Below are 18,727 nucleotides of genomic sequence, written 5' to 3' on the forward strand. Positions count from 1 at the left end.
CCGATCTGATTTTCCGCAAAGAACGGTATGCTTGACGCTCGCGCCCCTGGCAAGTGACGGATTTCCAGCAAGCCACCGACATGCCCCGACTGATCTTCTTCTGCGGCCACGCAGGCACCGGCAAGACTTCTCTCGCCCATCGGCTGATCGGCCCGCTGATGCAGGCCACCGGCGAACCGTTCTGCCTGCTCGACAAGGACACCCTCTACGGGCGCTACAGCGCGGCCGCCATGCGCGCCATCACCGGCGATCCGAACGACCGCGACAGCCCGGCCTATCTGGACAATCTGCGAGACCCCGAATACGAGGGCCTGCTCGACACCGCGCGCGAGAACCTGATGCTTGGCATCAGCGTGATCGTGATTGGCCCGTTGTCACGCGAAATCCGCGCGCATCTGCTGATCGATCCCCAGTGGCTGCACGTACCGGACGGCACGCGCACACAAATCGTGTGGGTGCATCTGCCGGAGGACGAAGCCCACGCGCGCATCATCCGCCGCGCCAATCCCAACGACGCCTACAAGCTCACGCACTGGGACGCCTATCGCGCCCGGCGGTTTTCGCCGGACCCGGCCGAATATCCCGAGCTGATCTTCTTCGACAACCAGGCGCCCGACGATGCCGCCGTCGACGGCCTGCTGCGGACGTTGGCCGCCTAGGGCTGGCCGGCCGCCAGCGCCCCGATCACCGCCGACGCCGCCACGAATCCGAACACCGCCGTCACCGCCACCGACGAGCCAAAGCCCGCGCAGGCCAGCCCCTGCGGGCCGCGCACCGGGGCCGGCGGCACTTCGTCGATCTCGCACGCCTGCTGCTCGGGCTCGGGATAGCGCAGCGGCTCGTCCGAATAGACCGCCTCGATGCCGAACTTCTTCCTGGGATCGCGCGGAAAGCCCCACTGCCGGCGCAGGTTGCCACGCACCTTGGCCAGCAGCGGGTCCTGGATCGTGCGGGCCAGGTCCTCGATGCGCACCCGCGTGGGGTCCAGCTGACCGCCCGCCCCGCCGCACGTGATCACGCGCACGCCCTCGCGGCGGGCCCATCCCAGGATGGCGGTCTTGACCTTCACCGCGTCGATGGCGTCGATCACGTAGTCGAAGCCTGATAGCAGATCCGCCACATTGTCTTCGGTCACGAAATCGTCGATCTGCGTCACGCGGCAGCGCGGGTTGATCGCCACGATGCGCTCGGCCATGGCTTCCACCTTGGCGCGGCCGTAGGCATCGCCCAGCGCGTGGATCTGCCGGTTGGTGTTCGACGCGGCAATGTGATCGAGGTCAATCAGGGTAATACGCCCCACCGCGTTGCGTGCCAGCGCCTCGGCCGCCCAGCTGCCCACCCCGCCGATGCCGATCACGCACACATTGGCGGCCTCCAGCCGGGCCAGGCCATGCGTGCCGTACAGGCGCGCCACGCCGCCGAAACGGCGATGGTAGTCGTCGTCGGCAGGGCTTTCGTGTGACAGGGGCGCGGGCAGGTCCTGCTCTGCCAGGGGCGTAGGGCTGATCGTCATAGTGGAATTCTCAAATCTGCCGGCATTTTATGTCACCGGCGGGAATTCATCCGGCCGGCGAACGCACGCCAAATAGGCGTCCCGACGACCGCAATGTCAGCCTGAGGCCGACAACCACACGCGAGGAGGCTCCCTACAATTACCTGTGCAGTGGTTGATCCGCCGCACGGCTGCCACCAGGAGTCCACCCCTTATGCCCGCCTCGCGTCGCCACAAGATCGTTTTCTGGAGCGTGTTCACGCCGTTGGCGCTGATCGCGATCCTTGTCGTCATCATCCTGACCTTCGACTGGAACCGGCTCAAGCCGTGGCTCAACGACAAGGTCTCGGAGTCGATCGGGCGCCCCTTCGCCATCAATGGCGATCTGACCGTCACCTGGAAACGTGGCCAGGGGGAAACCGGCTGGCGCACGCTCGTGCCGTGGCCCCGACTGTCGGCCAAAGACATTTCGGTGGGCAACCCCGACTGGGCCCAGGCGCCCAGCATGGGCACGATCCGCGAACTGATCTTCGTGCTGCGCCCGCTGCCGCTGCTGGCCCATGAAATCAACGTGCCGACCATCGTCGTCGACAGCCCGGCCGTGTGGCTCGAACGGCTGGCCGACAAGCGCAACAACTGGACCTTCGACATGCGCAAGCAGACCGACTCGGGCAAGTCGAAATGGCACCTTGATGTGGGCGAAGTGGTGCTCCAGCGCGGCAACCTGGCGCTGGACGACGCTGCCGAGAAGATCCAGCTGCAGGCCACGCTGGACACGATTGGCGACCAGGCCATCTACGACAAGGCCCGCGACGGCGCGCTGATGCCGTCCGACGCCTCGGCGGTGGCGGCGTCGCAGGGCTCCGCCGCGTCGACGCCCGAGGCCAAGGCCAACGACAACAAGGGCGGCAAGGCCGGCAACGACGACCGCTACGGCATCCGCTGGAAAGCCGTGGGCCACTACAACAAGGCCACCATCAACGCCACCGGCAAGGCCGGTACCGTGCTCAGCCTGCGCGACGTGGACACCCCTTATCCGGTACAGGCCGATGTGCGCGTGGGCGCCACCCGCGCCACGATGGAAGGCACGGTAACGAACCCGGCCCACCTTGGCGCGCTCGACGTCAACCTGACGCTGGCCGGCGACAGCCTGGCATCGCTCTATAACCTGACCGGCATCGTGCTGCCTTCCACCCCGCCGTATGAAACGCGCGGCCGCCTGGTGGCCACGCTCAAGAAGGGGGCCTCGGCCTATACCTACCGCGACTTCACCGGCAAGGTGGGCAGCAGCGACCTGGGCGGCACGCTGACGTTCGCGCAGCGTTCGCCCCGCCCGCTGCTGTCGGGCGAACTGGTTTCGAAGCAGCTGCTGTTCGACGATCTGGCGCCGCTGATCGGCGGCGGCGCCAAGCCGGGCCAGCCCGCCAAGGACAGCCCCGTGAAGCAGCCCGTGGACAAGAAGCTGCCGGTGGCGCCGTTCCGCACCGAACGCTGGGACGAGATCGATGCCGACGTGAAATTCACCGGCAAGCGCATCGTGCGCAATGAAGACCTGCCGATCACGGACCTGACCACGCACCTGAAGCTGACCGACGGCGTGCTGCGGCTCGACCCGCTCAACTTCGGCGTGGCCGGCGGCAACCTGGTTTCGACCATCGAGCTCGACGGCAAACGCGAGCCGATGGGCGCGAAGGTCGACATGACCGCGCGGCACCTGAAGATCAAGCAGCTGTTTCCGAAGGTGGAAAGCACCCGCGCCAGCGTCGGTGAGGTCAACGGCAGCGCCAAGCTTTCGGCGACGGGCAATTCGGTGGCCGCGCTGATGGGCTCGTCGAACGGCGAGGCCAAGCTGCTGGTGGAAAACGGCACCGTCAGCAAGTTCATCCTCGAAGCCATCGGCCTGAACGTGGGCAGCGTGGTGATTTCGAAGCTGTTCGGCGACAAGCCGGTACAGATCAACTGCGGCGTGGGCGCGTTCGGCTTCCAGAACGGCATTGCCCGGGCCCAGACGTTCGTGCTCGATACGCAGGACGCCATCATCACCACCGAGGGCGCGGTCGATTTCAAGGACGAGCGGCTGGCGCTGACGATCCATCCCGATTCGAAGGGGCTGCGCATTATCTCGCTACGCTCGCCGCTGTATGTGGGCGGTACGTTCAAGAATCCGTCGGTCAGCCCGAATATCGCCATCCTGGCGCTGCGTGCCGGCGGCGCGCTGGCGCTGGCGCTGACCGCGCCGGTGGCCATGGTGGTGCCTTTGCTCGACATCTCGGGCGGCGGCGACGAAAGCCAGTGCGCAAGCCTCCTGGCGGAACTCAAGAAGCGGCCTACCGCCCCGCCGCCGGGCAAGACCTATCAGGGGCCAGCGGCGCCGAAGGGCCAGCAGCAGGCCGGCCCGGCCATTCCCGAGTCGCCGACGAAGTCCGACGCCGCGCGCGGCGAGCCCGCCCCGCCGCCGACCAAGCCGCGCATGCCCGGGCCCACGGTGCAGCAACCGTTGCGACCGGACCACGACAAGCAGCTCTACCAGGGCGGCTAGCGAACGGCACGGCTACTGGTGCCCGGGTGCCCGGGCGCCTCTCGTCATTGCACGTGCCCACGTTGGCGAATCCGCAACACAGCTGTACCGAATGTGTTGCGGATTTGGCACGCCCTTTCACACCGTTGTTGTGCGGACCCCACTGGCAGTCGCATAATCGGCTGGTCGTTGATTAAGCAATTAATTAATGAACAACGACACGCAACGCCGTCGCTCGCCGGGTTCCAGTCTGGCAGGCGATGCCTTGTAAGGTGCGGCTCCGGCCGCACTGATTTTCTTTTTCGCGCGTCTTATCGTCCGGATCGGAGACCCTTGCCGGCGGCGCGAACCACCTTCGCCGCCCCCGCGCACCCCCTGCCATGACGTTGCCTCATGCCGCCGTTCCCCCGATCAGCTGGCTGATCGCGCTGACGGTGTGCAATCACGTGGCGTTCAACGCCAGTCGTGTCGTCGTTTCCCTATTTGCCATCTCGCTCAAGGCGTCCACGGTCACGCTGGGCATCCTGATGTCGCTCTATGCGCTGCTGCCGATGTTCCTGGCGATTCGCGCCGGCAAGCGCATCGACCAGATCGGGCCGCGACTGCCGATGACGGCCGGGTCGCTGATGGTGGTGGCCGGCACGCTGCTGCCGGCCGTCTGGCACGACATTGCATCGCTGTACGCGGCATGCGCGCTGATCGGCGTGGGGTTCATGCTGGTCCAGGTGGCCATGCAGCTGCTGATCGGGCAGGTATCGACCAACGAGACCCGGCTGCGCAACTACACGCTGCATGCGCTGGGGCTGTCGATCTCGGGCACGCTCGGGCCCGTGGCCATGGGCTATACGATCGAACACGCGGGCTTTCGTACCGCGTTCTGCATCCTGGTGGGCGTGGCGCTGCTGGGCCAGGCCGGGCTGCAGTATGTGCGGCCGCGCCTGCCAGCGACGGGCGGCAACGCGGGACGCATCGCCATCGAGGACGGTTCGCGCCACTCCACGCTGGACCTGCTCCACCACCCCGAACTGCGTGCGGTGTTCGTCGCCAGCGCCGTACTGTCCGCCGCGTGGGACCTGCACGCGTTCCTGATTCCGATCCAGGGCACGCATATCGGCCTGTCGCCGTCGATGATCGGCTGGGTGCTCGGCGCGTTCTCGATTGCCACGCTGGCCATCCGGATTGCCATGCCGATGGTGTCCCGCCATTTCTCGGAATGGAAGATCATCCGCCTGGCGCTGCTGGTGGGTGCGCTGGCCTACGTGGTCTATCCGTTCGTCTCGCACTTCTGGCTCATGTGCAGCCTGGCGTTCGTGCTGGGCCTGGCGCTGGGCAGCGCCCAGCCCAACGTCATGAACATCCTCCACACGGCCTCGCCCTCTGGACGTGCTGGCGAGGCGCTGGGGCTGCGCTCGGCCGTGCTCAATACCAGCCAGGTGGTGTGGCCGCTCACGTTTGGTGTGGTGGGCACGGCGCTGGGCATGCTGCCCATCTTCCTCTCGATGGCCGGCGCGATGGGCATGGCCAACTACTACTCGCGGCGCCAGACGCAAAAGCTCGCTGCACCAAAACTGTCGGACTAGTCACCGGCGAATATTGACTCGCGCAGACTAGTAAAACTGCGATGCCGCTTTGCCATGGCGCAAATGCGGTGTGCGGCGCATTCGCTATACTCGAAGCATCCTCGTCCGCATGGTTGTCCGTGCGGCCCGACTCTTCGATATGCGATATGACCCAACTCGCTGATCTGCGCCGCAACTACATGCTGAGCGCCCTTTCCGAAACCGACGTGGCAGGCGACCCGATCCGCCAGTTCCAGAACTGGTTCGACGAAGCCATGCAGGCCAAGCTGCCCGAACCCAATGCGATGACGCTGGCCACGGTCGGCGCCGACGGCCAGCCCTCGGCGCGCATCGTGCTGCTCAAGGGCATGGACGCCAACGGCTTCACGTTCTTCACCAACTACGAAAGCCGCAAGGGCCTGGATCTGGAAGCCAATCCGCGCGCGGCGCTGCTGTTCCACTGGGTGCAGCTCGAACGCCAGGTGCGCGTCGAAGGCGTCGTCGAAAAGGTGGGCGATGCCGAGAGCGATGCCTATTATGCGTCGCGTCCGCTCGGATCGCGCCTGGGCGCCTGGGCCTCCGAGCAAAGCCGCGAGGTTGCCGGCCGCGACGTGCTGGAAGCGCGCGAAGCCGACTTCCGCAGCAAGTTCGGCGACAACCCGCCGCGCCCGCCGCACTGGGGCGGGTACCGCCTGCGGCCCACGTGGATCGAATTCTGGCAGGGCCGGCCGTCGCGCCTGCACGACCGCATCGCGTTCCGGCAGCAGGCCGATGGCAGCTGGCAGATCGTCCGGTTGTCACCCTGATGCCCGGCACTGCGGGCAGGTCTTGCATGGGGCGACGATCGCTGCATCGTCAATGTCTGCTTGTACTGACAGGCACTGACTGCGGCGGCCCACACTGCACAATTCGGCGAATTGGCGTAAAGTTGCTGGGTTGCCGCACCGGCCATGCATCGGTGCGCCCCCAGGGCCAGTGCTGCGTTCCACTACGCAGTCTGCGCAGCCGACCACGGGGCATTTCATTCGAGAGGGATCATCAACCAATCGGGAGAAAGCCGCATGTTCTTCAAGCAAGCAATCGACAAGCAGCTTGATAGCTGGATTTCCGACGTGCGCGAACACGCCAACCTGCCTGTCAGGCTACGGCTGTGGAATGGCACTGAATACCAGCTGGGCAACTTCGACAAACCCGAGGTCACGCTGACCGTACGCGAGGCCTCGGCCCTGCCGCTGCTGCTCACGCCAAGCCTGGACAACCTCGGCGAGGCATACGTCCAGGAAAAGATCGATCTCGACGGCCGCCTGGCCGATATCATCAAGATGGCCTACGGCCTGTCGGCAGCCGCCGCGCGCAGTGCGGGCGGCGCCCTGGCCCGCGTGGCGCAGCACTTCACGCACAGCCGCTCCGAAGACAAGGCGTCGATCCAATATCACTACGACGTTTCCAACGCGTTCTACCAGCTCTGGCTCGATCCGCGCATGGTGTATTCGTGCGCGTATTTCGAGGACGGCACCGAAGACCTTGCCACCGCGCAGCTCAAGAAGATCGACCACATCCTGACCAAAATCCGCGTGCAGCCGGGCCAGACCCTGCTGGACATCGGCTGCGGCTGGGGCGCGCTGGTGATCCGCGCGGCGCAGAAGTTCGGCGCGCAGTGCGTGGGCATCACGCTGTCGCAGAACCAGTTCGACCTGGCCACCGAGCGCGTGAAGGCGGCCGGGCTGCAGGACCGCATCGAGATCCGGCTGCAGGACTATCGCGACATCCAGGGCCAGTTCGACCGCATCACCAGCGTCGGCATGTTCGAGCACGTGGGCAAGGACAACCTGATCGGCTACTTCAGCCGCATGCGCGACCTGCTCAAGGACGATGGCGTGGCGATGAACCACGGCATCACGGCCACCGACCCCGACAGCGGCGCGGTGCCGCTCGATGGCTCGGGCTTCATGGACCGCTATGTGTTCCCGCAGGGCGAACTGCCCCACATCAGCATGGTGCTGAATACCATGGCCAAGGGCGGCCTGGAGGCATTCGACGTGGAACTGCTGCGCCGGCACTATGCCCAGACGCTGCGCCACTGGGCCGACAACTTCGAGACCAACGCCGACGCGATCCGGGCCATGGTGGGCGAGAAGAAGTACCGCATCTGGCGGGTCTACCTGGCCGGCTGCGAGCACGCGTTCACCAACAGCATCATGTCACTGCACCAGGTGGTGTGTCAGAAGGCGAATCGCGCCGCCGACACGTTCCCGGTCTCGCGGCGCTATATTTACGCGTCTCCGATTGGAAATACCGTTTGACGCTTGACTGACAACAACCTCGACCTGTTCGGCGACGCCCCGGCATCGCCGGACGCCCCGCCCCAGCCCGCCCCGGCCGGCCCTCCCGAAAAGAAGACGCCCGCTGGCAAGGTGGTCCAGCCCTGGACGCCCGATGCCGCGCTGACCGCGCTCGCCGGCCGGCTGCCGCCCAACCTGTATTTCGGCACCTCTTCGTGGTCGTACCCCGGCTGGCACGGCCTGGTCTACGACGGCCAGTACACGGAAAGCCTGCTGTCCCGCAAGGGCCTGCGGGCCTGCGGGCAGCATCCGCTGCTGCGCGCGGCGGGCATCGACCGCGGCTTCTATGGTCCGATTCCGCTGGCCGACTACCTGAGCTACGCGTCACAGGTGCCGGAAGGCTTCCGCTTCCTGGTCAAGGCCCCGGCCAGCGTGTGCGATGCCTGGCTGCGCGGGCCCGATGGCGCCGGGCGCCTGGCCAACGCGGCGTTCCTGGATGCGGAGATCGCGATCCGCGATTTCATCGTGCCGGCCACGGGCGGCCTCGGACAACGCTGCGGGCCGTTGCTGTTCCAGTTGTCGCCGCTGCAGAGCGTGGCCGACGACGGCCCGGCTTTCTTCGCGCGGCTCGACGCCTTCCTGGCCGCGCTGCCGCCGCTGGACCCCAGCCTGACCCCGCACGCCTGCTATGCCGTGGAAATGCGCGATCCGGCGCTGCTGACGCCGCGCTACATCCGCCTGCTGCGCGAACGCGGCGTGCGCTTCTGCCTGGCCGCGCGCGACCGCCTGCCGCCGGTATCGCGCCAGGCCCACGCGCAGACGCTGATGGACGACGGCGCCCCCGGGCCGCTGGTGCTGCGATGGATGCTGCGCGAGGGTCGCTCGTATGCGATGGCCGAACGGGCCTACATGCCATTCGACAAGCTCGTGGACCCCGACGACCCCACGCGCGACGCCATCGCCGACGTGGTGGCGGGCACGCTGCGCGCCGGCCAGCCGGCCTACGTCATCGTCAGCAACAATGCCGAAGGATGCGCGCCGCGCTGAGCATCGCCCGGCTGGCCGAGGCCATTGCCAATCCACTCGAAAAAGCGGCCTTGCCGGCCTAGCGGCGCATCCGGTGCGAATAATCGCGCCGGAACTGGGCCAGCTTGGGCGTGATCACAAACGCGCAGTAGCCCTGCGCCGGATGTTCCTGGTAGTAGTTCTGGTGGCTCATCTCGGCGCGCCAGTATGGCTGCTCGGGTTCGAGCTGCGTCACGATTGGCGCATCGAACACCTTGTTGGCCACGAGTTCGCCAATGACATACTCGGCCACGGCGCGCTGGGCCTCGGAATGGGTGAAGATGATCGAGCGGTACTGCGGGCCCACGTCGTTGCCCTGGCGATTGAGCTGCGTCGGATCATGGATCGAGAAGAAGATCTCCAGGATCTCGCGGAATGTAATCGTGGCCGGGTCGAAGGTCACGCGCACCACTTCGGCATGGCCCGTGTCGCCCTCGCATACCTGGCGATAGGTGGGATTGTGGATATGGCCACCTGTGTAGCCCGACTCCACGGCACGCACGCCATCCACCTGCTGGAACACCGCCTCCAGGCACCAGAAACACCCGCCACCGAGCGTGGCAATCTCAAGTTCGTGATCCATCTGCTCGCTCCCTTTCCCGCGTTAAGGGGTTCGGATGCCGCGCCGGCTCTCGGGGCATCGATTTTCCAGCATAAGCAATGGCGCACGGAACTGCCGTTAAAAATGAAACAAGTGCAATCCGGTTGGCGTAAAGACCGCGTGATGTGTCGCAAAGGCCACGTCAGGGCGCAATGTCCGGAGTCCGCTACAATCGCACCTGTACTGGCGCCTGCTGGCGCGCGCGACGACTCTGCGCTGGCACCCGCAAGTGCCGTCCGCCACGCGTTTCGGGCCCTGCAAGGTGTGTGCGCCAGGCCACCGAAATTGCCGCCCCCCAGGATTAGGTTGGGCGTGTTGAATGCGCGCCGGCCATCCCGATATGAAGATCATGGATTTGTGTGGAGCCCGAGACATGGGCATGCCTGAGGCCGCCGCCCCTGCCCCCGAGGGCCGCAAGGCCGCCGCCCCCGATTTTGACAGCCGCCACTTCAAGCGCGCGCTGTCGCAGTTCGCCACGGGTGTGACGGTAATCACCACGCGCGCCGCGGGCCACTCGCATGCCAACGGTGCGCCATTCGTCGGCATTACGGCCAGCTCGTTCAACTCGGTATCGCTCGATCCGCCCCTGGTGCTCTGGAGCATGGCCACGCGCGCCAACAGCCTGCCGATGTTCCGCGATGGCTCGCACTACATCATCAACGTGCTCTCCGCATCACAACTGGACTTGTGCCAGCGGTTTGCCACGCTCAAGGGCGACCGTTTTGCCGGCGTCGACTATCGGTTGTCGGAGACCGGCCTGCCCATCCTGGCCAATGCCCTGGCCTGGTTCGAGTGCCACAACCGCAGCCGCTATGACGAAGGCGACCACGTGATCTTCGTCGGCGAGGTGGAACGCTGCGGCATTCTCGACGCTGGCGGCGAGCCGCTGGTGTTCCAGGGCGCGCAATTTTCCACGGTGTGCCCGCTCGACCCGCTCGATCAGATCGAGCCCCGCGAAGGCTAAATCACGGCTTTGCGTCCTTGCTGTCCTTCAGGATCGCCAGCGGCGATCCGTCCGTCTTGATCCGCTGCAGGACGATGTTCGAGCGGATATCCATCACGCCGGGCGTGCGATATAGCCGATTCACGATGAAATCGGAGTAGTGCTTCAGGTTGCGCGCCTGCACCCGCAGGATGTAGTTGCTGTCACCCGTGATCACATAGGCGGTCAGTACTTCCGGCCAGGTCTGCACTACGGCGTTGAACGTGTCGTGCCAGCCTTCCACGTCGTGCCGCATCGACACCTGCACGATGGCCTCGATCTCCAGCCCCAGCTGTTCGGCATCGAACCACGCCTTGTAGCCGCCAATCACCCCGTTTTCTTCCAGCAGCCGCACGCGACGCAAGCACGCAGATGGCGACAACGCCACACGGTCGGCCAGGTCCTGATTGCTGATGCGACCGTTCTCTTGCAGGGCCGCGAGGATGCGTAAATCAATCGGATCGAGGGTCATTTCGAAGAATCCACGTATTTCTGTTCGATCCACACAATTTTATGCGAAAGATGCCGCGATCGACGGCCCATTTCGCAAGCCTCTTCTCGGCGCTTTTGACTATGATCCCCACACGCACCGCGTCTTCAGAAACGCGCCCCGGAGATTGCAAGTCACCATGCCGAACGCCCCCACGAACGTACCCAGCAGCGCCACGCGCCAGATCTGGGATATCAGCCCGCCGGTGTCGAACGCCACGCCAGTCTGGCCCGGCGACACACCGTTCCGGCACGAACCCGCCTGGCAACTGGATGAACACTGTCCGGTCAACGTTGGCCGAATCACGATGTCGCCGCACACCGGCGCCCATGCCGATGCGCCGCTGCACTACGCGGCCGACGGCGCGCCGATCGGCGATGTCCCGCTCGACGCCTACCTGGGCCCCTGCCGCGTGATCCACTGCATCGGCGCGGCGCCGCGCGTGGAGCCGCACCACGTCGAGTCGGCGCTGGCCGACGTACCGCCGCGCGTGCTGCTGCGGACCTACCAGCAGGTGCCGCTGGGTGCCTGGGATTCGGCGTTCTGCGCCGTCGCGCCCGAAACCATCGCGCTGCTGGCCCGCCACGGCGTGAAGCTGATCGGCATCGACACGCCGTCACTGGACCCCGAAACCTCCAAGACGATGGACGCCCACCACGCGGTGCGCGACCACCGGCTGGCCATTCTCGAAGGCATCGTGCTCGACGACGTGCCGGCCGGCGACTACGAACTCATCGCGCTGCCGCTGCGCCTGGCCACGCTCGATGCGAGCCCGGTCCGCGCGGTGCTGCGCGCGCTCTGAATCCTTCCGAACCTCTGGACACTGAAAGCATGACCAACCTGACACGTGAACGCTGCCAGGCGCTGGACCGGGACGACCCGCTCCGCGCGCTGCGCGAACAGTTTGCCCTGCCCGCCGGCGTGATCTACCTCGATGGCAACTCGCTGGGCGCCCGCCCGCGTGCCGCCGCGGCGCGTGCCGCCGAGGTGGTCAGCAGCGAATGGGGCGATGGCCTGATCCGCAGCTGGAATACCGCCGGCTGGTTCGACCTGCCGGGCCGGCTGGGCAACCGCCTGGCGCCGCTGATCGGCGCGGGCCACGACGAGGTGGTGGTGACCGACACCACGTCGATCAACCTGTTCAAGGTGCTGGCCGCCGCGCTGCGCGTGCAGCAGCAGCGCGATCCGGCGCGCCGCGTGATCGTGTCCGAGGCCAGCAACTTCCCGACCGATCTCTATATCGCCCAGGGCCTGGCCGACCTGCTGCAGCAGGGCTACGAGGTACGCCTGGTGAACAGCCCCGACGAGATCGACGCCGCCGTGGGCGCCGACACGGCCGTGCTGATGCTCACCCACGTGAACTACAAGACCGGCGAGATGCTCGACATGGCCGGCCTGACCGAACTCGCGCATGCCCGCGGCGTGCTGACCGTGTGGGATCTGGCCCACTCGGCCGGCGCCGTGCCGGTGGACCTGACCGCCGCCCGCGCCGACTACGCCATCGGCTGCACGTACAAGTACCTGAACGGCGGCCCGGGGTCGCCGGCCTTCGTCTGGGTGGCGCCCGCACTACGCGATCAGTTCTGGCAACCGCTGTCGGGCTGGTGGGGCCACGGCGCGCCGTTTGCCATGTCGCCGCAGTACGCGCCCGCCGAGGGCATCGGCCGCTTCCTGTGCGGCACGCAGCCGGTCACGTCGCTGGCGATGGTCGAATGCGGCCTGGACATCTTCGCCCAGACCAGCATGAGCGCGTTGCGCGCGAAGTCGCTCAAGCTGACCGACCTGTTTATCGAACTCGTCGAATCACGATGCGCCACGCACCCGCTGACGCTGGTCACGCCGCGCGCGCATGCCCGGCGCGGCAGCCAGGTGAGCTTTGCGCATCCGGACGGTTACGCGCTGGTGGCCGCCCTGATCGAGCGCGGCGTGATCGGCGACTATCGCGAACCCGGCATTGCCCGCTTCGGCTTCACACCGCTTTACACGACCTTCACCGAAGTCTGGGACGCCGTGGAGATCATGCGCGACGTGCTGGACAGCGGCACCTATCGCGACCCCCGCTTTGCGGTGCGCACGGCGGTGACCTGAGCGGAGCACATCATGAGTGAATTCAAGGGATGCCCGATGGGGCACGGCAGCCAGCCGGCCGAGGCGGCCGACGTGGCCGGCGCGGAAGGCTGGCATGGCGCGCAGATGGACTTCGCCCGCGACATGAGCTACGGCGACTACCTGGGCCTGGATCAGATCCTGAGCGCGCAGCACCCGCTGTCGCCGGACCACAACGAGATGCTGTTCATCGTCCAGCACCAGACCACCGAGTTGTGGATGAAGCTGATGCTGCACGAACTGCGCGCCGCCCGCGATGGGGTGAAGACCGACCAGCTGCGCCCGGCGTTCAAGATGCTGGCGCGCGTATCGCGCATCATGGATCAGCTGGTGCAGGCCTGGAACGTGCTGGCCACCATGACGCCGCCCGAATACTCGGCCATGCGCCCGTACCTGGGCGCGTCGTCGGGGTTCCAGTCGTACCAGTATCGCGAGATCGAGTTCATCCTGGGCAACAAGAACGCGGCCATGCTGCGGCCCCACGCGCACCGGACCGAACATCTGGAACTGGTGGAAACGGCGCTGCATACGCCGTCGATGTACGACGAGGCGATCCGGCTGATGGCGCGGCGTGGGTTCCAGATCGACGCCGACGTGGTGGAACGCGACTGGACCCAGCCGACGCAGTACAACGCGTCAGTGGAGGCGGCCTGGCTGGAGGTGTATCGCAACCCGTCGGCGCACTGGGAACTCTACGAACTGGGCGAAAAGTTCGTCGACCTGGAGGATGCCTTCCGCCAATGGCGATTCCGCCATGTGACCACGGTGGAGCGCGTGATCGGCTTCAAGCGCGGCACCGGCGGCACCGAAGGCGTCAGCTACCTGCGCCGGATGCTCGATGTCGTGCTGTTCCCCGAACTGTGGAAACTGCGGACGGATCTTTGACCGGCCGCCGGCTGCTCCACTCTCCCGCACACCGCGTGGCGGGAGAGCCGGCGCGAGTCATCTGCTATCGCCCCGCCGGATCCGACAGCCTGGCCCCCAGCGCCTGCAGCGCGGGCGCCAGCTTCTGGTGGAACGTCTCTTCGCTGACGGCCCCGTAGGACGCACTGCAGCTCAGCATGTGCAGATCCTTCTCACCCACCGGCTTGAACGCCACCGCGCAGGCGTGAATGGCCGGGTGCCAGTCGCGGAACGACGCGGCGTACCCGTCGCGCTCGGCCTGCGCCAGCGCGGCCCGCATCGGGGCCTCCTGCTGCTTCCATTGTTCCGGATACGTCTGGGCGAACTCCGCCAGCACCTTGTCGCGCCGCGCCGCCGGCAGCGCGGCCAGGTAGGCCCGGCCCATCGAACTCGACACCAGCGACAGGCGCGATCCCACCCCCAGACCCAGCATCACGCCGGCATCGTTACGGATCGATTCCATGTAGATGACTTCCATGCGCTCGCGCTTGCCCAGCGACACCGACACCCCGTACGACTGCGCGAAGGCCAGCATGTGCGGCCGCGCCAGCGTCACCACGTCGGACGCCGACAGGTAGGAAAAACCCAGCGCCAGCACGCCGGCATCGAGCGCGTACTTGCCCAGGCTGTCGTCGTAGCGCAGGTAGCCTAGTTGCACCAGCGTGCCGGCCAGCCGGCTCACGGTCGCCTTCGGAAAGCCTGTGCGGCGCACGAAATCCTGGTTGCCCAGCATCGCCTCGCCAGTGCGGAAGCAGCGCAGCAGTTCCAGCCCCCGCGCCAGGGCCGTCACGAAATTGGGGTCGCTCTCGCGTTCCTTCTGGACCGGCTCGGCGGCGGTGACAGCGGATGTGGCCAAGAGACAGCTCCTGTGGAAGTTGGTCGATTGCCGAACGCAAATCATCGGGGGCCGGATTTCCCCCTGTTGCAGCGCGAATCGGTTCAGCTATACTAGCTCATCGGAACAAGGTTCCGCAATGCGGAACCAAAACTTTTTGATCGACCGGATCGAATGAAGGCGCAAGGCCTTCACCGCGCCACCAAAGAAGGAGACCTCCATGGCTGCCAACGCCGAATTCCACTGGGCCGACCCCCTGCTGCTGGACCAGCAACTGACCGACGACGAGCGCATGATCCGTGACGCTTCGGCGGCCTATTGCCAGGACAAGCTCATGCCGCGCGTGCTGCAGTCGTTCCGCAACGAGAAGACCGACGTGGAGATCTTCCGCGAGATGGGCGAACTCGGCCTGCTTGGCCCGACCATCCCCGAACAGTACGGCGGCCCGGGCCTGAACTACGTCAGCTACGGCCTGATCGCGCGTGAGGTGGAGCGTGTGGATTCGGGCTACCGCTCGATGATGAGCGTGCAGTCGTCGCTGGTCATGGTGCCGATCTACGAATTCGGCAGCGAAGCGCAGAAGCAGAAGTACCTGCCCAAGCTGGCCACCGGCGAATGGATCGGCTGCTTCGGCCTGACCGAGCCGAACCACGGCTCCGACCCGGGCTCGATGGTCACCCGCGCCAGGAAAGTGGACGGCGGCTACGAACTGAGCGGCGCCAAGATGTGGATCACGAACTCGCCGATCGCCGACGTCTTCGTGGTGTGGGCCAAGCTGGCCGGTGAAGACGGCAAGGAAGACATCCGCGGCTTCATCCTGGAAAAGGGCTGGAAGGGCCTGAGCGCCCCGGCCATCCATGGCAAGGTGGGCCTGCGCACGTCGATCACCGGTGAAATCGTGCTGGATCAGGTGTTCGTGCCCGAAGAGAACATCATGCCGGGCGTGAAGGGCCTGAAGGGTCCGTTCACCTGCCTGAACTCGGCCCGTTACGGCATCGCCTGGGGCGCGCTGGGCGCCGCCGAATTCTGCTGGCACACCGCCCGCCAGTACACGCTGGACCGCAAGCAGTTCGGCCGCCCGCTGGCGCAGACCCAGCTGGTTCAGAAGAAGCTGGCCGACATGCAGACCGAGATCACGCTGGGGCTGCAAGGCTGCCTGCGCCTGGGCCGCATGAAGGACGAAGGCACCGCCGCGGTGGAAATCACCTCGATCATGAAGCGCAATTCGTGCGGCAAGTCGCTGGATATCGCCCGGGTGGCGCGCGACATGCTGGGCGGCAACGGCATTTCGGACGAATTCGGCGTGATCCGCCACGTGGTGAACCTGGAAGTGGTGAACACCTACGAAGGCACGCACGACATCCACGCGCTGATCCTGGGCCGCGCCCAGACCGGCCTGCAGGCATTCTTCTGATCGTCCGGACGTAAAAAAGCCCGGCTGGAAAGCCGGGCAGAAGCACACTACCAAGGAGACGACGGGCACGACCCCGCCGTTTTACGACATCGGTAAAGCAGTACTGAGCCGGGCCGGGAACCAACCCCGCGCCCGGCTTTTTCTCACTTGTTCGGTTGCGGCGTCAGGCGCAGGTACGGACGCACCGCCTTGTAGCCCTTCGGGAATTTCTGGCGGATCACCTCTTCGTCCTTCAGCGACGGCACGATGACCACGTCGTCACCATCCTGCCAGTTGCCCGGCGTGGCCACGCTGTGGTGATCGGTCAGTTGCAGCGAATCGATGACGCGCAGGATTTCATTGAAATTTCTACCTGTGCTTGCAGGATAGGTAATGATCAGGCGGACCTTCTTCTTCGGGTCGATCACGAACAGCGAACGCACGGTCAGCGTCTCATTCGCATTCGGATGGATCATGTCGTAGAGCTCGGATACCTTGCGGTCGCTGTCGGCCAGGATCGGGAAATTGACCGAGGTGGACTGGGTGTCGTTGATATCCTGGATCCAGCCCTTGTGCGACTCCACGCTGTCCACGGACAGGGCGATGGCCTTCACGTTGCGCCTGGCAAACTCTTCCTTCAGCTTGGCGGTCAGGCCCAGTTCCGTCGTGCACACCGGGGTGTAGTCGGCCGGGTGCGAGAACAGGACGCCCCAGCCTTCGCCCAGCCAGTCGTGAAAGCGGATGCGGCCCTCGCTCGATTCTTGCTCGAAGTCCGGTGCGATATCGCCAAGACGCAGTGCCATGAATGAAGCCTCCAGAGAAACGGAAAATAAACCAACGTAAGGAAAGGTAAAAACCGGTGAACCAGCTTAGTTGGATTGCCATCCAACCCAAACGAATATAAAGTCACTACAAAATCACTCGAAGTCATAAAGACCCGGGTGATCGGGCCATGGTTCCTTGTGGCAACCTGCCCCGGGGCCGATGGCACGTTGGTGACAGCGATACGGCATTGTGTCGGCGAGCTTGAAACGATGGGCAGCCGCCACATATGCTAGGTGGACGACAAGAAATGCCACAAGCCCGAGCGGGCAAGGCAAAATGTCACCCACTTGAACCTAACCGCCCGCAACAGGAGAAACTGATGAGCGATGTCAAGACCGTTCTGTCCGACGCCGAAGAACTGCTTAAGCAAGCGGCCTCGACCACCGGCGAGAAAGCCGCCGAACTGCGCGAGCGTGGCATGGGCCTGCTGAAGCAGGCCAAGGAAAAGGCCCAGGACCTGCAGGATGCCGTCGTGACCAAGAGCAAGGCGGCCGCCCGCGCCACCGACGACTACGTGCATGACCATCCGTGGCGCGCCGTGGGCGTGGCAGCCGGCGTGGGCCTGCTGATCGGTCTGCTGTTGAACCGCAAGTAAGCAGCGCTGTAGTACCGTAGCAATACGCATTACCAGCCCCGGCCGCGCATCTGCGCCGGGTGCATGCAGTCTTGAAGACGGACTGGCGCGGCCCCATCATGCCGCTGCCGGTCCATCCCTCGCAGATGCCGCCCATGCCGGCGCATCGATTTTTCGCCGGAGCCGCATGAGCGAATCCCATTCCCCCAAGTTCCTCGAATCCCTTCGCAACCTCGCCGGTTCCGTGGTGTCGATGCTGCAGACTCGCCTGGAGCTGGCCAGCGTGGAACTGGCCGAGGAACGCGAGCGGCTGATGAAGGTTGCGCTGCTGGCCTTGTTCGGGCTGGTGTTCTTCAGCATGGCGCTGATGACTTTCACGCTGCTGGTCGCCATCCTGTTCTGGGAAAGCTATCGCTGGCAGGCCCTGGGCGCGATCGTGCTGTTCTACCTGATTTGCGCCGGCCTCTGCCTGCTGGTGGCTCGCAACAAGGTCCGCCACGCCCCGCCGCTGTTTGAATCCACGCTGGCCGAGCTGGACAAGGACCGGGAGATGCTGCGCCAATGACCACGCCCGAAGACGATTCGATCGACAGCCGCCCGCGCCACGAGCACCCCCGTCCGGTCCGCTTCACGCGCGAAGTTCGCCTGCCGCTGGCCGTGCGCAAGGAGTTGCTGATCACGCGCGCCGCACTGGAACGCTACGACGCCGTGCAGGCGCTGCGTCAGGTCAAGGGTGGCGCCCGCCGCATGACCAGCCTGGGCGCCTGGCTGCCTCGCATGACCCGCCCGTCGGGCTGGCTCAAGTTGTTCGGCATCACGCGCGACTATCCGTTGGTGAGTACGGCCATCACACTGGCCCTGCCCTTGCTGCGCAAGACCCCGATCGGCCGCGTGGCCTGGAAGGTGTCGAAGCTCGGCATGCTGGCCGGCGCCGGATACTGGGCCTACAAGACCTGGCACGGCGCGCAGCCGCAGGTGCATGCGCACGCGGCGTCGGCCGCGCGGGCGGTGGCGGTGCCGGTCGATACCGGCTTCCGCGACCCGCTGGTGCCGTCGCCCCCCGCGGCCGCGCCTCCGGCCTCCCAACCCTGATCAGGCGCCG

The 18,727-nt window shown here is 65.8% G+C and carries 18 protein-coding genes and 1 pseudogene; 14 read left to right on the forward strand and 5 right to left on the reverse strand.

All coding sequences use genetic code 11. The annotated features are described in order from the left end of the window. The first annotated feature begins 80 nt into the window (after positions 1-80). Positions 81-659, forward strand: a complete 579-nt coding sequence (locus BLQ58_RS02750) for a P-loop nucleotide/nucleoside kinase family protein (RefSeq protein WP_092594595.1) — start codon at positions 81-83, stop codon at positions 657-659. Here the strand turns inward: BLQ58_RS02750 and tcdA are convergent. Continuing rightward, positions 656-1,513 (reverse strand): tRNA cyclic N6-threonylcarbamoyladenosine(37) synthase TcdA, encoded by an 858-nt coding sequence (gene tcdA / locus BLQ58_RS02755; RefSeq protein WP_254775784.1) that lies wholly within the window; start codon positions 1,511-1,513, stop codon positions 656-658. The genes BLQ58_RS02750 and tcdA overlap by 4 nt on opposite strands. Positions 1,514-1,706: 193 nt before the next feature. Between tcdA and BLQ58_RS02760 the strand changes: the two genes are divergently transcribed. The 5 genes and pseudogenes from BLQ58_RS02760 to BLQ58_RS02780 all read left to right on the forward strand — a co-directional run bounded on the left by BLQ58_RS02760 (position 1,707) and on the right by BLQ58_RS02780 (position 8,960). Continuing rightward, positions 1,707-4,031 carry an AsmA family protein gene (locus tag BLQ58_RS02760; protein ID WP_092594464.1) on the forward strand — a complete coding sequence of 775 codons (2,325 nt, stop codon included), beginning with the start codon at positions 1,707-1,709 and terminating at the stop codon, positions 4,029-4,031. Positions 4,032-4,390: 359 nt separating this feature from the next. Further along, a complete protein-coding gene (locus BLQ58_RS02765; protein ID WP_092594466.1) occupies positions 4,391-5,590 on the forward strand; it encodes an MFS transporter in 1,200 nt (399 codons plus the stop codon). 146 nt (positions 5,591-5,736) lie between these two features. Beyond that, complete coding sequence (gene pdxH / locus BLQ58_RS02770; protein ID WP_092594468.1) at positions 5,737-6,375, forward strand: pyridoxamine 5'-phosphate oxidase; 639 nt, start codon at positions 5,737-5,739, stop codon at positions 6,373-6,375. Between the two features lie 255 nt (positions 6,376-6,630). Next, positions 6,631-7,872, forward strand: a complete 1,242-nt coding sequence (locus BLQ58_RS02775; RefSeq protein WP_092594470.1) for an SAM-dependent methyltransferase — start codon at positions 6,631-6,633, stop codon at positions 7,870-7,872. Between the two features lie 3 nt (positions 7,873-7,875). After that, positions 7,876-8,960 (forward strand): annotated as a pseudogene (locus BLQ58_RS02780) (DUF72 domain-containing protein). On the opposite strand, the gene msrA reads toward BLQ58_RS02780, so the two are convergent. Further along, the gene (msrA, locus tag BLQ58_RS02785) at positions 8,957-9,499 is read right to left on the reverse strand and encodes a peptide-methionine (S)-S-oxide reductase MsrA (RefSeq protein WP_092594472.1); all 543 of its coding nucleotides are present in this window, start codon (positions 9,497-9,499) and stop codon (positions 8,957-8,959) included. The pseudogene BLQ58_RS02780 and the gene msrA sit on opposite strands and share 4 nt — an antisense overlap. 391 nt (positions 9,500-9,890) lie before the next feature. Here msrA and BLQ58_RS02790 point away from each other — a divergent pair, with 391 nt between their 5' ends. Then, complete coding sequence (locus tag BLQ58_RS02790; protein ID WP_092594474.1) at positions 9,891-10,481, forward strand: flavin reductase family protein; 591 nt, start codon at positions 9,891-9,893, stop codon at positions 10,479-10,481. Position 10,482: 1 nt separating this feature from the next. Here BLQ58_RS02790 and BLQ58_RS02795 read toward each other — a convergent pair whose 3' ends face one another. Next, the gene (locus tag BLQ58_RS02795) at positions 10,483-10,971 is read right to left on the reverse strand and encodes an Lrp/AsnC family transcriptional regulator (protein WP_092594476.1); all 489 of its coding nucleotides are present in this window, start codon (positions 10,969-10,971) and stop codon (positions 10,483-10,485) included. A gap of 157 nt (positions 10,972-11,128) precedes the next feature. Here BLQ58_RS02795 and kynB point away from each other — a divergent pair, with 157 nt between their 5' ends. The 3 genes from kynB to kynA are packed head-to-tail and all read left to right on the forward strand — an operon-like array spanning position 11,129 to position 13,980. Then, positions 11,129-11,791 (forward strand): arylformamidase, encoded by a 663-nt coding sequence (kynB, locus tag BLQ58_RS02800; RefSeq protein ID WP_092594478.1) that lies wholly within the window; start codon positions 11,129-11,131, stop codon positions 11,789-11,791. 29 nt (positions 11,792-11,820) lie between these two features. After that, positions 11,821-13,077, forward strand: a complete 1,257-nt coding sequence (gene kynU, locus BLQ58_RS02805; RefSeq protein WP_092594480.1) for a kynureninase — start codon at positions 11,821-11,823, stop codon at positions 13,075-13,077. Positions 13,078-13,089: 12 nt separating this feature from the next. Further along, complete coding sequence (kynA, locus tag BLQ58_RS02810) at positions 13,090-13,980, forward strand: tryptophan 2,3-dioxygenase (RefSeq protein ID WP_092594482.1); 891 nt, start codon at positions 13,090-13,092, stop codon at positions 13,978-13,980. A 64-nt stretch (positions 13,981-14,044) separates the two neighbouring features. On the opposite strand, the gene BLQ58_RS02815 is transcribed toward kynA, so the two are convergent. Continuing rightward, the gene (locus tag BLQ58_RS02815; protein WP_254775785.1) at positions 14,045-14,899 is read right to left on the reverse strand and encodes an IclR family transcriptional regulator; all 855 of its coding nucleotides are present in this window, start codon (positions 14,897-14,899) and stop codon (positions 14,045-14,047) included. A gap of 154 nt (positions 14,900-15,053) precedes the next feature. Here BLQ58_RS02815 and BLQ58_RS02820 point away from each other — a divergent pair, with 154 nt between their 5' ends. Beyond that, on the forward strand, positions 15,054-16,247 hold the full coding sequence (locus BLQ58_RS02820) for an acyl-CoA dehydrogenase (protein ID WP_092594486.1): 1,194 nt from the start codon (positions 15,054-15,056) through the stop codon (positions 16,245-16,247). 143 nt (positions 16,248-16,390) lie between these two features. On the opposite strand, the gene BLQ58_RS02825 is transcribed toward BLQ58_RS02820, so the two are convergent. Further along, complete coding sequence (locus BLQ58_RS02825) at positions 16,391-17,029, reverse strand: peroxiredoxin (RefSeq protein ID WP_092594488.1); 639 nt, start codon at positions 17,027-17,029, stop codon at positions 16,391-16,393. Between the two features lie 269 nt (positions 17,030-17,298). On the opposite strand from BLQ58_RS02825, the gene BLQ58_RS02830 reads away from it, so the two are divergent. The 3 genes from BLQ58_RS02830 (at position 17,299) to BLQ58_RS02840 (ending at position 18,717) form a co-directional block, all read left to right on the forward strand. Then, the gene (locus BLQ58_RS02830) at positions 17,299-17,646 is read left to right on the forward strand and encodes an ElaB/YgaM/YqjD family protein (protein WP_307188098.1); all 348 of its coding nucleotides are present in this window, start codon (positions 17,299-17,301) and stop codon (positions 17,644-17,646) included. 166 nt (positions 17,647-17,812) lie between these two features. Then, positions 17,813-18,190 (forward strand): phage holin family protein, encoded by a 378-nt coding sequence (locus tag BLQ58_RS02835; RefSeq protein WP_092594490.1) that lies wholly within the window; start codon positions 17,813-17,815, stop codon positions 18,188-18,190. Then, positions 18,187-18,717 carry a DUF3318 domain-containing protein gene (locus BLQ58_RS02840; RefSeq protein ID WP_029051324.1) on the forward strand — a complete coding sequence of 177 codons (531 nt, stop codon included), beginning with the start codon at positions 18,187-18,189 and terminating at the stop codon, positions 18,715-18,717. Before BLQ58_RS02835 ends, BLQ58_RS02840 begins: the two co-directional genes overlap by 4 nt. Positions 18,718-18,727: the final 10 nt, after the last annotated feature.

The organism is Ralstonia sp. 25mfcol4.1 (assembly GCF_900104095.1).
GTDB lineage: Bacteria > Pseudomonadota > Gammaproteobacteria > Burkholderiales > Burkholderiaceae > Cupriavidus.

Bases quoted from the DNA above. Each gene is read 5' to 3' on its own strand.
- BLQ58_RS02750 (WP_092594595.1), top strand. From the start codon at position 81: ATGCCCCGACTGATCTTCTTCTGCGGCCACGCAGGCACCGGCAAGACT.
- tcdA (WP_254775784.1), bottom strand. From the start codon at position 1,513: ATGACGATCAGCCCTACGCCCCTGGCAGAGCAGGACCTGCCCGCGCCC.
- BLQ58_RS02760 (WP_092594464.1), top strand. From the start codon at position 1,707: ATGCCCGCCTCGCGTCGCCACAAGATCGTTTTCTGGAGCGTGTTCACG.
- BLQ58_RS02765 (WP_092594466.1), top strand. From the start codon at position 4,391: ATGACGTTGCCTCATGCCGCCGTTCCCCCGATCAGCTGGCTGATCGCG.
- pdxH (WP_092594468.1), top strand. From the start codon at position 5,737: ATGACCCAACTCGCTGATCTGCGCCGCAACTACATGCTGAGCGCCCTT.
- BLQ58_RS02775 (WP_092594470.1), top strand. From the start codon at position 6,631: ATGTTCTTCAAGCAAGCAATCGACAAGCAGCTTGATAGCTGGATTTCC.
- msrA (WP_092594472.1), bottom strand. From the start codon at position 9,499: ATGGATCACGAACTTGAGATTGCCACGCTCGGTGGCGGGTGTTTCTGG.
- BLQ58_RS02790 (WP_092594474.1), top strand. From the start codon at position 9,891: ATGGGCATGCCTGAGGCCGCCGCCCCTGCCCCCGAGGGCCGCAAGGCC.
- BLQ58_RS02795 (WP_092594476.1), bottom strand. From the start codon at position 10,971: ATGACCCTCGATCCGATTGATTTACGCATCCTCGCGGCCCTGCAAGAG.
- kynB (WP_092594478.1), top strand. From the start codon at position 11,129: ATGCCGAACGCCCCCACGAACGTACCCAGCAGCGCCACGCGCCAGATC.
- kynU (WP_092594480.1), top strand. From the start codon at position 11,821: ATGACCAACCTGACACGTGAACGCTGCCAGGCGCTGGACCGGGACGAC.
- kynA (WP_092594482.1), top strand. From the start codon at position 13,090: ATGAGTGAATTCAAGGGATGCCCGATGGGGCACGGCAGCCAGCCGGCC.
- BLQ58_RS02815 (WP_254775785.1), bottom strand. From the start codon at position 14,899: ATGATTTGCGTTCGGCAATCGACCAACTTCCACAGGAGCTGTCTCTTG.
- BLQ58_RS02820 (WP_092594486.1), top strand. From the start codon at position 15,054: ATGGCTGCCAACGCCGAATTCCACTGGGCCGACCCCCTGCTGCTGGAC.
- BLQ58_RS02825 (WP_092594488.1), bottom strand. From the start codon at position 17,029: ATGGCACTGCGTCTTGGCGATATCGCACCGGACTTCGAGCAAGAATCG.
- BLQ58_RS02830 (WP_307188098.1), top strand. From the start codon at position 17,299: ATGCCACAAGCCCGAGCGGGCAAGGCAAAATGTCACCCACTTGAACCT.
- BLQ58_RS02835 (WP_092594490.1), top strand. From the start codon at position 17,813: ATGAGCGAATCCCATTCCCCCAAGTTCCTCGAATCCCTTCGCAACCTC.
- BLQ58_RS02840 (WP_029051324.1), top strand. From the start codon at position 18,187: ATGACCACGCCCGAAGACGATTCGATCGACAGCCGCCCGCGCCACGAG.